Origin of the sequence: Streptacidiphilus jiangxiensis (genome assembly GCF_900109465.1) — a bacterium.
Taxonomy (GTDB): domain Bacteria; phylum Actinomycetota; class Actinomycetes; order Streptomycetales; family Streptomycetaceae; genus Streptacidiphilus; species Streptacidiphilus jiangxiensis.
In genome coordinates this window covers 527,912-539,140 of the sequence record NZ_FOAZ01000003.1, presented here as the reverse complement: position 1 = coordinate 539,140, position 11,229 = coordinate 527,912, and the positions used below count along the sequence as shown (strand labels likewise).

Annotated in this window: 11 protein-coding genes and 3 tRNA genes; 5 read left to right on the top strand and 9 right to left on the bottom strand. The window is 72.3% G+C overall.

Annotation, left to right across the window (positions count from 1 at the left end; translation table 11 throughout):
• From BMY61_RS08755 to BMY61_RS08745, 3 genes are all read right to left on the bottom strand, one after another.
• Positions 1-1,736: DEAD/DEAH box helicase (locus BMY61_RS08755; RefSeq protein WP_083555142.1), on the bottom strand; the 1,736-nt coding region annotated here is incomplete at its 3' end.
• A gap of 207 nt (positions 1,737-1,943) precedes the next feature.
• Positions 1,944-2,426, bottom strand: a complete 483-nt coding sequence (locus BMY61_RS08750; protein WP_052439087.1) for a hypothetical protein — start codon at positions 2,424-2,426, stop codon at positions 1,944-1,946.
• Between the two features lie 175 nt (positions 2,427-2,601).
• A complete protein-coding gene (locus tag BMY61_RS08745; RefSeq protein ID WP_042453747.1) occupies positions 2,602-2,952 on the bottom strand; it encodes a metallopeptidase family protein in 351 nt (116 codons plus the stop codon).
• A 137-nt stretch (positions 2,953-3,089) separates the two neighbouring features.
• Here BMY61_RS08745 and BMY61_RS08740 point away from each other — a divergent pair.
• The 3 genes from BMY61_RS08740 to BMY61_RS08730 all read left to right on the top strand — a co-directional run bounded on the left by BMY61_RS08740 (position 3,090) and on the right by BMY61_RS08730 (position 3,397).
• A tRNA-Glu gene (locus BMY61_RS08740) sits at positions 3,090-3,162 on the top strand.
• Between the two features lie 57 nt (positions 3,163-3,219).
• Positions 3,220-3,293, top strand: a tRNA-Asp gene (locus BMY61_RS08735).
• 30 nt (positions 3,294-3,323) lie between these two features.
• Positions 3,324-3,397: transfer RNA gene (locus tag BMY61_RS08730), tRNA-Phe, on the top strand.
• Between the two features lie 307 nt (positions 3,398-3,704).
• Here the strand turns inward: BMY61_RS08730 and BMY61_RS08725 are convergent.
• On the bottom strand, positions 3,705-4,670 hold the full coding sequence (locus BMY61_RS08725; protein WP_042453748.1) for a helix-turn-helix transcriptional regulator: 966 nt from the start codon (positions 4,668-4,670) through the stop codon (positions 3,705-3,707).
• A gap of 332 nt (positions 4,671-5,002) precedes the next feature.
• On the opposite strand from BMY61_RS08725, the gene BMY61_RS08720 reads away from it, so the two are divergent.
• Both BMY61_RS08720 and BMY61_RS08715 read left to right on the top strand, forming a co-directional pair.
• Complete coding sequence (locus tag BMY61_RS08720; protein WP_052439088.1) at positions 5,003-5,308, top strand: hypothetical protein; 306 nt, start codon at positions 5,003-5,005, stop codon at positions 5,306-5,308.
• Positions 5,309-5,365: 57 nt separating this feature from the next.
• On the top strand, positions 5,366-6,379 hold the full coding sequence (locus BMY61_RS08715) for a hypothetical protein (RefSeq protein WP_052439089.1): 1,014 nt from the start codon (positions 5,366-5,368) through the stop codon (positions 6,377-6,379).
• A 188-nt stretch (positions 6,380-6,567) separates the two neighbouring features.
• Here the strand turns inward: BMY61_RS08715 and BMY61_RS08710 are convergent, their stop codons facing one another.
• The 5 genes from BMY61_RS08710 to BMY61_RS08690 all read right to left on the bottom strand — a co-directional run bounded on the left by BMY61_RS08710 (position 6,568) and on the right by BMY61_RS08690 (position 11,153).
• Positions 6,568-7,539, bottom strand: a complete 972-nt coding sequence (locus tag BMY61_RS08710; RefSeq protein ID WP_042453749.1) for a helix-turn-helix transcriptional regulator — start codon at positions 7,537-7,539, stop codon at positions 6,568-6,570.
• Positions 7,540-7,615: 76 nt separating this feature from the next.
• A complete protein-coding gene (locus tag BMY61_RS08705) occupies positions 7,616-8,638 on the bottom strand; it encodes a helix-turn-helix transcriptional regulator (protein WP_042453750.1) in 1,023 nt (340 codons plus the stop codon).
• A gap of 67 nt (positions 8,639-8,705) precedes the next feature.
• On the bottom strand, positions 8,706-9,659 hold the full coding sequence (locus tag BMY61_RS08700; RefSeq protein WP_082015343.1) for a class I SAM-dependent methyltransferase: 954 nt from the start codon (positions 9,657-9,659) through the stop codon (positions 8,706-8,708).
• 257 nt (positions 9,660-9,916) lie between these two features.
• On the bottom strand, positions 9,917-10,369 hold the full coding sequence (locus tag BMY61_RS08695) for a hypothetical protein (RefSeq protein WP_052439090.1): 453 nt from the start codon (positions 10,367-10,369) through the stop codon (positions 9,917-9,919).
• An 88-nt stretch (positions 10,370-10,457) separates the two neighbouring features.
• Positions 10,458-11,153, bottom strand: coding sequence for a TetR/AcrR family transcriptional regulator (locus tag BMY61_RS08690; RefSeq protein WP_042453751.1), 696 nt, complete (start codon positions 11,151-11,153; stop codon positions 10,458-10,460).
• Positions 11,154-11,229: the final 76 nt, after the last annotated feature.

Genomic DNA, 11,229 nt, shown 5'->3' with positions numbered 1-11,229 from the left:
CGACGGTCGTCACGACGGAAGCCACCGTCACGGTCGTCCCGACGCTGGAAACCACCACGGTCGTCACGACGCTGGAAGCCACCGCGGTCATCGCGGCTGCGCTCCTCGCGGCTGGAGAAGGAACGCTCCGAGCGCTCCGTGCGCGGGGCGCGGGCCTCGACGGCGACCGGCTCGTCGCCGGTCTCGGCGACGGTCGCGGGCGCGGTCTCCTCGACGGTCGCGGTCGACGCCTCGGCGGCCTCGTCCGTGTCCTCGTCGTCCAGGCCCAGCTCGGCGCGCTCGGCCGCGGCGCGGGCGGCCAGACGGTCGGCCTCCTCGCGGAGGTTGGCGGCGTGGCGGGTGGCCCGCTCCAGCTCCTTGGTCAGCGCGACGACGTCACGCTCGGCCTGCGCGGCCTGGGTGGCCGCGGAGTCGGCCTGGACGCCGGTCAGCGAGCGGGCACCGGTGATGCGGACCAGGTCCGCGTCGAAGGAGCCGCCGACGATGTGGCGGGTGGCCTCGACACCGGCGTCCTCCAGCAGACGGAAGGTGGAGCGACGCTGGTGCGGCAGGATCAGCGTCACGACCGTGCCGGAGCGGCCGGCACGCGCGGTGCGGCCGGAGCGGTGCAGGTAGTCCTTGTGGTCACCGGCCGGGTCCACGTTCAGGACCAGGTCGATGCCGTCGACGTGGATGCCGCGGGCGGCGACGTCGGTGGCGACCAGGACGTTGACGTAGCCGTCCTTGAAGTCGCCGAGGGTGCGGGTACGCGCGCCCTGGGTCATACCGCCGTGCAGCGCGTCGGCCTTCACGCCGGCGTCGCGCAGCTGCTCCGCGACACGGTCGCAGCCCATCTGGGTGCGGACGAAGATGATGGTGCGGCCCTTGCGGGCGGCGATGGCGTTGGTGACCGGGGCCTTGTCCTTGGGCTTCACGACCAGGACGTGGTGGGTCATGGTGGTGACCGCGCCGGCGGACGGGTCGACCTCGTGGGTGACCGGGCCGACCAGGTAGCGCTTGACCAGGCTGTCGATCTCGTTCTCCAGCGTGGCGGAGAAGAGCATCCGCTGGCCGCCGGCCGGGACCTTGTCCAGGATCTCGGTGACCTCGGGCAGGAAGCCCATGTCGGCCATCTGGTCGGCCTCGTCCAGGACGACGATCTCGACCTCGTCCAGGGTGCAGGCGCCGCGGTCGAGCAGGTCGCGCAGGCGGCCGGGGGTGGCGACGAGGATGTCGACGCCGCGCTCCAGCGCCCAGATCTGCTTCGGCATGGAGGTACCGCCGCAGACGACCTTGAGGTTCAGGCCGAGCACGCTGCCGTAGGGCTCCAGCGCGTCGGAGACCTGCATGGCCAGCTCGCGGGTCGGGACCAGGATCAGGCCGCGCGGGCGCTTGGGCCGGGTGCGGCCCTGCTCCAGGCGGGTCAGCAGCGGCAGGCCGAAGCTCAGCGTCTTGCCGGAGCCGGTACGGCCGCGGCCGAGGACGTCCTTGCCGGCCAGCGCGTCCGGGATGGTCGCGGCCTGGATCGGGAACGGGGTGGTCACACCGTGCTTGGCGAGGCCGCGGACGATCTCGTCCGGCAGACCCAGGTCGCCGAAGGTGACCGTCTTCTCGGTCTCGACCTCGGCGGCCTGCTCGGCGGAGTCGGTGGTGGCGGCGTCGGCCTCGACCTCGGCGGCCTCGATCTCGACCAGCGCATCCTGTGCGTCCTGGCCGTTTTCGGGCATGGCGAAGCGGGCGTCGTCAACGAGGGACATGAAAAACCTTCCGGATATCGGCACGCGCCTACACCCGCAGATTTCCCAAACCGCCTCAATGCGGTAAGCCACGGAGTACCGGAACGCGCCAGGTGCGCCTGAAATCAATACGGCGCCGGGCGATGAACACAACGATCTACCAAGATAGCGCAATGGGGCGGGCAACGCCAAACCACGCGCCTAACCAGGCCACACTACCCCGCCGAGTCACCCGGCGGAAGAGCTGGCCGAGGGTGTCGCCACCGTCGGGCTCGGCGAGGGCGGCGGGGTGACCGTCGTCGCCGACGCCGAGGGCTGCGCCGTGGGCGCCGAGCTCGGCTGCGCGGGCGGGGTCGTCCGACCGGCGCCGCCCTGGCTGGGCGTCGCCTCGGGGGTGGTGGCCACCGGCACCGGCACGACCGCCGTGGCCTCCGCGCTGGGCCGCGCCGCGCTCCCGCCGGGGCTCGGGGCTCCCGAGCCCCGGCCGAGCGGGTCCCCCGGGTGGTGCCGCGCTCCAGCGTGATGAGCGCCCACGCCGTCCTGCGAGCCGTCCACCTCGCCCGGACCGACCGTCGGCCCGCCGGCCCCGACCGGCGCCACGGCCGGGCCCACCTCCATGCACCCGGCCAGCGACCCGACCGCACCGACCGCGGCCCCGGTCACCAACGCCCACGCCGCGACCCGGCGCACCCCCGCTCCGACCTTGCCCACCGCGACCGGCCCCGCTTCCTCGCCTGGCGTCCCTGGATCCCGCCCTCGCCCTCCTCAACGGCGGCGACGCGACAAAGGACACGGCCGTGCCGGACACGAACGCAACGCCGGGACGCGCCACGGACCGGTGAACCTCGCCCGTCCGTCGCCGTGGCGCTCAGCCGGCTCAGCCGGCTCAGCCGTAGCCGAGCTCGTGCAGCCGCTCGTCGGGAATCCCGAAGTGGTGTCCGATCTCGTGTGCGACGGTCACCGCCACCTCGTGCACGAGCTCCTCCTCGTCGGCGCACATCCGCAGGATCGGATTCCGGTACACCGTGATTCGGTCCGGCAGCACCCCGGCGTACCACTCGCCCCGCTCGGTCAGCGGCGTCCCCTCGTACAGCCCGAGCAGCTCGGGCCCTCCGGCCGGCGCCTCGTCCTCGACGAAGATCACGACGTTGTCCATCAACCGGGTGAGCTCGACCGGAATCCGGTCCAGCGCGTCCCCGACCAACTCCTCGAACCGCTCCCGACCCATCTCCAGCACCGCCGCGCCCCGCCTCCTCGTGACCCCGAGCCGCCCCGAAGGACACTCGCCCGGAAACCGATTTTGGTGTTCCCGCCCGCATCCCATATGCTTCTGAACGTCCCCGACGGCCGCAAGGCAACAGGTACGGACCACCAGCCCTCATCGTCTAGTGGCCCAGGACGCCGCCCTTTCAAGGCGGTAGCACGGGTTCGAATCCCGTTGGGGGCACGCAGTAACAGCAGTACACGCAGTACAGCAAGGCCTTCGCACGAAGTCTGTGCGTCTGGCTCCGTGGAGCAGTTGGTTAGCTCGCCACCCTGTCAAGGTGGAGGTCGCGGGTTCAAGTCCCGTCGGAGTCGCTCAGGTATCCCCCGCAAGGGGCGAGACCTGGCCAGGTAGCTCAGTTGGTACGAGCGTCCGCCTGAAAAGCGGAAGGTCGCCGGTTCGACCCCGGCCCTGGCCACTCGTTCGACCAGTAGAAAGCCCCGTGCGGAGTAATCCGACCGGGGCTTTTTCGTGTCCGCTGCTCGGAGAGGCTGGTCAGCGGCGCCCTCCCGGACCACGTGGGGCGGGCGCCGCATCCGTGGGCAGCCTCAGCTCTCTGGGCGACTGGGTAGGGGTCGAACTCCTCCGAACACACCCCTCCGTGGGTCGCTGTCTCGACCGGGTGACCACTCTCGCAGCACGTCGCGGTGGTTCACGGTCGCCGGTTCGACCCCGCCCCTGGCCACTCGTTTGAACAGGGTGCGGCACGCGGCATCAGCCGCACCTCACAGCCAGCCACGCTGGGCGGCCTTGAGGCCGGCCTCGAAGCGGCTGGTGGCGCCGAGGCGTTCCATGATCGAAGCCATGTGGCGGCGCACGGTCCGCACCGACAGGCCGAGGCGCTGGCCCGCAGCCTCGTCGGTCAGACCCGCGCCGAGCAGACGCAGCAGTTCGCGCTCGGTGCCGGTCAGGCCCGTCGCCGGATCCTCCGGGCTGATCGCGCCGAGCGGGACCGCGGTGTTCCATGCCTGCTCGAAGCAGTCCAGCAGCGCAGCGACGATGCCGGGTTCGGCGACATGGAGAGCGCCCTTACGGGTGTCGGCCGGGTCAAGTGGAACCAGCGCCTGCGCGCGGTCCACGATGACCACGCGTTGCGGGATCACCGGCGCCGTCCGGACCTCCCCGCCGTGGCTGAGCAGGCGGTGTGCGTAGGTGAAGAAGTGTGCATGGTTGCGGACGATGTCCTGGTAGAGAGTGCGCATGGCGACCCCGCGGTTGAGCGCCTGGAAATTCTGTGCGGCGTCGAGGTCCTCCTGGCGGGCGACGCCGGGGTGAGCACCGGTGATCTCGGTACGCGCGCCGGTACACAGCTGTTCAAGCCGGGTCCGGACGGCGTCGATGCCCAGCAGGCGTTCCCCGCCATCGGAACGACTCTCGGCCCGCTCCGCCACCATGCGTGCCACCGCGGCCCGCGACGCTGCCAGCTGGGCATGACGGGCAGCGAGTTCGGCTTCCTGTCGGGCCAGCATGTCGGCGAGGCCGAGTTCGGGGCTGACGGCCCTCATCTGGCCCGGGTGGTCACCCGAGGCGCGGAGCAGCATCAGGTCGGCGAGCTCGTCGAAGCCGGCACTGACCTGCTGCGGCGTCAAACCGCACCGTGCGGCCAGCTGCTCGATGCCACTGCCCGGCTCATCCAGCAGCGCCCGATAGACCATCGCCCCCTGCGCCGACAGGCCCAGCGCCTCCAACATCGCCCACCCCCAGGCCCGTTCGCGAGCGGCCCATCATCGCAGGGCCGACCACACCCGACAAGCCTCGACAGCCGCTTCGCCCCAGGTCAGACGCATATGAGACGCCCTCAAGGCCCAGAACGAGTCTTTGGCAGGAGCATGTTCACATGACCGCAAGCTGCCACGCATCTTGATGCCGCCCGAACCCCCTTTCCCGCAGATCACCGGCTCGGCAAAGCTTTGATCACCGGCCGGGAGCAGCCCCGGAGGAAGCCCTGACCGGGCCCGGAGACAAGGACTGCTTCTGTGACCGACCTCCATCGCACAACACGACCACCGGGCAGCTGACGCCCTTGGACATCGTCTACGCCAGCTTCGAGCGCGACCCGACCGCGCCGGCGGCCGGACCTGGCGAGGCCAACGAGGTCCTCGACGTGCTGTGGGCCCACGCCCACCCCGAGGACCGCCTGGAACACGCCAGAGCGCGACCCGGTCCCCACCGGCTCGACCTGCTCCTGTTCCTGCGCTCCTGCTCCACACCCGGCCCCGTGCACCGGGCCGCCGCGCTCCTTCGGCGCTCGCACGCCGCCTCACCGCTGCTCCAACGGCGGTACCTGCAGCCGACCCCCGCCAGCGACCGGGTCGACCGCGCCCTCTGAGTCTTCTCCTTCCACCTTGCACCGTCCGGTGCCCATCCGATGAGGATCAACACAGCCATGCGTACCGTCGCGTCCCGCCTGTCCCGCATGTCCCGCAAGACCACCCTCACCGCTGCGGCCGTCGCCGCGCTCTCCGTGGGCGCCGCCGTCGTTCCCGCCGCCGCCAACGCCTCCACCACGGCATCCGGCCCGCAGCCGGCCGTCAAGATCACCCTCGGCGCCCCGGCGCCGCACGGCCCGCTCCTCCCCGGCGGCTCGGCGGAGACCTTCACCATCACGGCTACCAACACCACCGGCAAGGCCCAGGCCTTCGAGCCCACCCTGCTCGGCAAGGCGCAGGGCGCGCTCGGCCTGATCCGCTCCGACGTCAAGCTCGGCGTCACCGCCGTCCATGCCCCCGCGACCGCCCTCACGCTCGGTCCCCAGGACGGCGGGATCCTCGGCGCCATCATGCCCAAGGGCGGCAAGGTGTTCGACTCCTACTTCACCCTCCCCGCCCATGCCAGCTACACGTGGAAGGTCTCCGTCGCGGCCGGCGCCACCTGGCAGGCGAACGACAACGCCCTGCGGCTCAGCGTCGACACCCTGACCCCCGACCAGCGCATCACGGCGGGCCAGACCCTCACCCTCAAGGTCGGCAGGACCCCCACCGGCGGCCCCGTGACCGTCTCGTTCAAGGGTGCCTCCACCCTGGCTCTCGGCAGGTTCGAGAACGTCGACCTCACCGTCACCAACCACAGCGGGGCACGCCTCAGCCTTCCGATCGGCGAGCAGCTCGACTTCGGCGCCTACACCGTCAAGGGCAAGGTCTACACACTCGGCTCTGCGAGCGCCGACATCCAGGTCCTCAAGAACGGCCACTGGGTCACCCTGGGCAAGAACCAGGCCATCCCGACGCTGACCGGCCTGGCCAACGGCGCCTCCCACACCTTCCACCTCCGAGTGCGCCTGACCGGCTACGACACCGTCGTGGGCAGCACCACCAAGGCCTACCTCGACGCCATGGCCTGGACCCCCACCCGCGGCCCCATCGCCAACCAGAGCGAGATCCTGAAGATCGCGAACAGCTGACCCCTCCACAGCAACCGCTGTGGGCGGGGCCTGACCGAGGCCCGGTTGCCCGGCCACGTCAAAGGGCAGCCCGAAAAGCGGGAGGTCGCCGGTTCGGCCTCGGCCCTGGCCACCTTGTTCGACCAGCAGAAGCCCCCGCTCGATGATCGAGCAGGGGCTTTCTGCTACCTGTGGCAACCATCCGCGTCTCACAGCCAGCCGTGCTGGGCGGCCTTGAGGCCGGCCTCGAAGCGGCTGGTGGCGCCAAGGCGTTCCATGATCGAAGCCATGTGGCGGCGGACCGTGCGAACCGACAGGCCCAGGCGCTGGCCCGTCGCCTCGTCAGTCAGGCCGGTGCCGAGCAGGCGCAGCAGTTCGCGCTCGGTGCCGGACAGGCCCGTCGTCGGATCCTCGGAGTGGACAGCCCCGAGGGGGACGGCGGTGTTCCAGGCCTGCTCGAAGCAGTCGAGCAACGCCGCGACGATGCCGGGCTCGGTCACGTGGAGAGCGCCCTTGCGGGTGTCGGTTGGGTCTACGGGCACGAGCGCCTGCGCGCGGTCCACGATGACCACGCGCTGCGGGATCACCGGCGCCGTCCGAACCTCACCGCCGAGGTTCAGCAGGCGATGTGCGTAGGTGAAGACGTGCGCGTGGTTGCGAACAATGTCCTGGTACAGGGTGCGCATCCCGACGCCGCGGGCCAGCGCCTGGAAATCGTGCTCCTCTCCAGCGTCAAGGTCCTCCGGGCGCTGGACGCCGGGCTGGACGCCGATGATCTCGGTGTGCGCGACCGCGCACAGCTGCTCCAGCCGGGCCCGGATGGCGTCCATACCCACCAAACGTTCCCCGCCGTCGGAACGTGTCACGGCGCGCTCTGCGACCATCCGCGTCACCGCAGCCCGCGACAGAGCCAGCTGGGCCTGCCGGGCGGCGAGTTCGGCCTCCTGTCGGGCCAGCATGTCGGCGAGGCCGAGTTCGGGGCTGACGGCCCTCATCTGGCCCGGGTGGTCGTCAGAAGCGCGGAGCAGCATCAGGTCGGCGAGCTCGTCGAAACCGGCGCTGACCTGCTGTGCCGTCAGACCGCACCGTGCAGCCAACTGATCGATGCCACTGCCCGGCTCATCCAGCAGCGCCTGATAGACCGCCACCCCATGCACCGACAGGCCCAGCGCCTCCAACATGGCCCACCCCCAGGCTCGTTCGCAAGCGGCCCATCATCGCAGGGCCCTAGGCGCCCGACAAGCCTCGAATACCGTTTCACCCCAGGTCAGCGGTCCATGAGGCGACCCCAGGACCCGCCTCACCCTCCGGCCGGTAGCGCTCGGCCAGGGCCCGGACCGTCTCCGTGAGGCGGGCGCGCAGGGCCGGCGGGGAGAGGACCTCGGCGTCCGCGCCGAGGACGAGGAGGGAGTCGTGGGCGTGGTCGACGGACTCGATGGGGATGGTGGCCACGGTCCAGCCGTCCGGGGCGGGTGTGCCGGTGGTGGCGACGGCGGCGGAGACGGCCGCGTCGAGGTGGGTGCGGGCGCGGGCGACGCCCCGGGGTGAGAGACGGAGCACGGCCTCTGCCGTGTGGCGGCGTGCGTGGAAGTCGGCGAGGTGGGCGCGCCAGTGGGCGGCGAGGTCGAAGTCGGGGCCGGGCGTGAAGGTCTCGTCGAGGGGGCGGAGCGCCAGGATCTGGTCGACGCGGTAGGTGCGCAGCGAACCCTCGCAGCGCGCGACGAGATACCAGCGGCCCGCCTTGAGGACGAGGCCGTGCGGCTCCAACCGTCGGTCGACCTCCTCCGGCGCCTTCCAGCGCCGGTAGCGGACGTCGAGCACCCGCCGCTCCCATACGGCCGCGGCCACGGCGGGCAGCTGCGGCAGGGCCTCGGCGCGGTCGTCGTACCAGCCGGGGGCGTCGAGGAGGAACCGCTCGCGGATGGCGTCCGCCTGCTCCCGCAGCGGATCGGGCAGGGCGGCGCGGAGCTTGAGCTGGGCGGCGGCGAGGGCCGCGCCGAGGCCGAGCTCCGCGGCCGGGCCGGGCAGCGCGGCAAGGAACGCGGCCTGGGCCTCCTCCGCCGTCAGCCCGGTGAGGCGGGTGCGGTAGCCGTCGAGGAGACGGTAGCCGCCGAAGTGGCCGGCCTCGGCGACGACGGGCACACCGGACGCGCTGAGCGCCTCGACGTCCCGGTAGACCGTCCGGACGGAGACCTCCAGCTCCTCGGCGAGCTGCTGGGCCGTCATCCGGCCCCGGTTCTGCAGGAGCAGCAGCAGTGAGAGGAGCCGGTCGGCGCGCATACGCGAAGTATCCCCCGCTCCACCGGCAGCGGGAGCCGGCCCGCCGCCCCGACGCGACGGGCGGGCGTCACCCCTTGCCGGCGTGCCGGTGAGCGAGCAGGCGACGCAGGGAGCGGACCGCGATCGGGGGCGTGAACTCGACGACGAGGTGGCGCGCCAGGGCGCGCACGCGGTGGGCCGGGGCACGCTCCGCCCGGCGGCGCGCCTCCTGCTCGGCCTCGTGCTGCGCGAACCAGCGCGACCGGGGCTGCTCCTGCGGCGGCAGGGCACCCGCCCACAGCCGCGGCACCTGCTCGTCGTAGACGAGCTGCAGGTCGGGGGCGCGGGGATCGTTGCGTCGGCACTGCTCGATCAGCGCCTGCCGGACGGGCTCCGGATCGCCCCAGGTGCCGTAGAACTTCTGCGAGGTGAGCGCGATCGGCCGCAGGCCGTGCAGCCGCACGGCCTCCCAGGTGGCCGCGGCCACCCCGGGCGTGTGCTCGGAGCGGTAGTCGTCCATGGCGACGATCCCGTCCGCCCGCAGGACCTCGCGGGTGAAGCGGAGGTCGGCGGCGACGTGCTGGTACAGGTGCGACGCGTCGATGTGGACGAAGCGCTGGCTGGCCGGCTCGAGCAGCCCGGAGGTGGCCAGCTGCTCGCTGGGCCCCTGGTGGATGCGCGGCAGCGCGTCGTGGAAGGAGAGGTAGTTGGCCTCGAACGCGCGACGCGTCAAGGTTTCCCGGTAACTGTCGTCCATCTCGTCGGAGTTGGCGCTGTCGCCGGCCTCGGACTCGAAGAGGTCGCAGACCGTGAAGGTCTCGCCCTCGCGCACGTGCCGGCCCAGCAGGATGGCGCTGCGCCCGAGGTAGACGCCGATCTCCAGGACGTCGCCCGGGATCGCCTGCTCCTGCTGCCGCTCCAGCAGCCAGCAGAAGAGGCGGTGGTCCGTGGCGGGGAACCAGCCCGGCACGTCCGCCAGGGTGGCCGGACGGGGGGCGGTGGCATCGGGGGACTGGTCGGAGGCGGGAACGGTGACGGACATGGCGTGCTCCGGCGGGCGGGACTGCGGACGGGCGACCGTAAGGAGCCGCCTTCGACCTGATCAACGCCCGGAACCGGCACGCGTCACTCATCCGTTCGGTTGACTCGTGCTCGGACACCCCGACCGCTGCTGCCGGAACTTCGCTCCCGGCGCCCCGGAAACGCCGGAGCCGGGCGGACCGCGGAGCCCCCCGGCTCCGCCCGTCCACGCCCGGCCCGGCCGTCCGACCGCCACTCTCGGCGGGGGTGCGCCCGCGCTCAGCGGGTGCGCAGCGCCAGCCGGCCGCAGAGCGCCGCGATCGGCAGCTCCAGCAGCAGGGCCAGCACCCACGCCTGGACCAGCTCGGCACCGTGCGAGGTGGTGACGTCGAACCAGGCGTCGGTCAGCAGCAGCGCCGCGGTCGTGGCCGCGGTGAGCGCGGCGCGGGCGTCGCCGCGGCGCAGCAGCAGACCGGTCGCGACCAGGCTGGTGGCCTCCAGCACGTCCAGGCCGACCCAGGACCACTCGCCCTGCGAGGCGAGCAGGCACATCCACGGGAGCAGCGCCAGGCCCATGCCGACGAGGGCGATCGGCAGCGTCAGCCGCCGTCCCCGCAGCCCGGCCCGCAGCCCGGTGCGGACGCCGGGGCGGGCAGCGGGCCGGACGACGGTCGCGCGGGACGGACGGCCCTGGAACGCGGACCCGCTGTGCAGTGCGAACGTGCTCGCCATGGCTCCCCCTGGAGTTCCCGATCCCTGTCGGCCCGCTCTCGGGCACAGTGATCAGCCTTCCGGGAAAGGGCGTTGAAATCGGTAGCCCCTACAGCCGAGTTGGGGGTGGTGCCAGATACACCCCCACCGGGGTGCGGGCGGTACCGGCCCCACCCCGGCCGGGCACGCGGGGCGGCCCGCCCGTCGGCGCGAGAGCCGCGCGCAGCGCCGGGCGCAGCATCCGGCGGACCTCGGCGGAGGGCAGCGCGGCCGCCGTCGGCAGCGGGTTGAGATAGCGGGTGAAGATCAGCCCGCCGATCAGGGTCACCGAGGCGAGCGCACGCCGGGAGGCGTCGCGGCCGCCCAGGAATTCAGCGAGGCGGGTGACCACCTCGCCCTCCAGGTACTCGCGGAAGACGCGCATCACCTCCTCGTTCTCCACGGCCAGGCGGTTCACCTCGGCGTCGTCCCACAGCTCGGTGACGACCACCAGCAGCCGGTCGGCGAGGCCCTCGTGATCCCCCGTCAGTGCCCGTCCGAGATCCAGCGCACGGGCGCAGCCGATCTGCGTGACCTCGGCGAACAGGCCGCGTTTGGAGCCGAAGTGATAGCTGATCAGCGCGGCGTCGACGTCGGCGGCGGCCGCGACGGCGCGCAGCGTGGTCGCGCGGTAGCCGTGCTCCAGGAAGAGCGGCTCGGCGGCGGCGAGGATGCGCTCCCTGCTCTGCGGGTGCCCGTTGGCGTGCCCGTGCGGGCGGCCGCGACGGCGGGCGGGGCGGTGCGCCGGGACCTCGGTTTTATTCATCAGTGTTGAATATCCGCGCGGCCCGGTGCGACGGTCAAGCCCTCGTCCGGAAGAGGCGAACCCAAGCGAGCAAGGA

Coding starts and splice junctions, on each gene's coding strand:
- BMY61_RS08695 (WP_052439090.1), bottom strand. CDS start 10,369: ATGGCGAGCACGTTCGCACTGCACAGCGGGTCCGCGTTCCAGGGCCGT.
- BMY61_RS08690 (WP_042453751.1), bottom strand. CDS start 11,153: ATGAATAAAACCGAGGTCCCGGCGCACCGCCCCGCCCGCCGTCGCGGC.
- BMY61_RS08710 (WP_042453749.1), bottom strand. CDS start 7,539: ATGTTGGAGGCGCTGGGCCTGTCGGTGCATGGGGTGGCGGTCTATCAG.
- BMY61_RS08700 (WP_082015343.1), bottom strand. CDS start 9,659: ATGTCCGTCACCGTTCCCGCCTCCGACCAGTCCCCCGATGCCACCGCC.
- BMY61_RS08705 (WP_042453750.1), bottom strand. CDS start 8,638: ATGCGCGCCGACCGGCTCCTCTCACTGCTGCTGCTCCTGCAGAACCGG.
- BMY61_RS08715 (WP_052439089.1), top strand. CDS start 5,366: ATGCGTACCGTCGCGTCCCGCCTGTCCCGCATGTCCCGCAAGACCACC.
- BMY61_RS08725 (WP_042453748.1), bottom strand. CDS start 4,670: ATGTTGGAGGCGCTGGGCCTGTCGGCGCAGGGGGCGATGGTCTATCGG.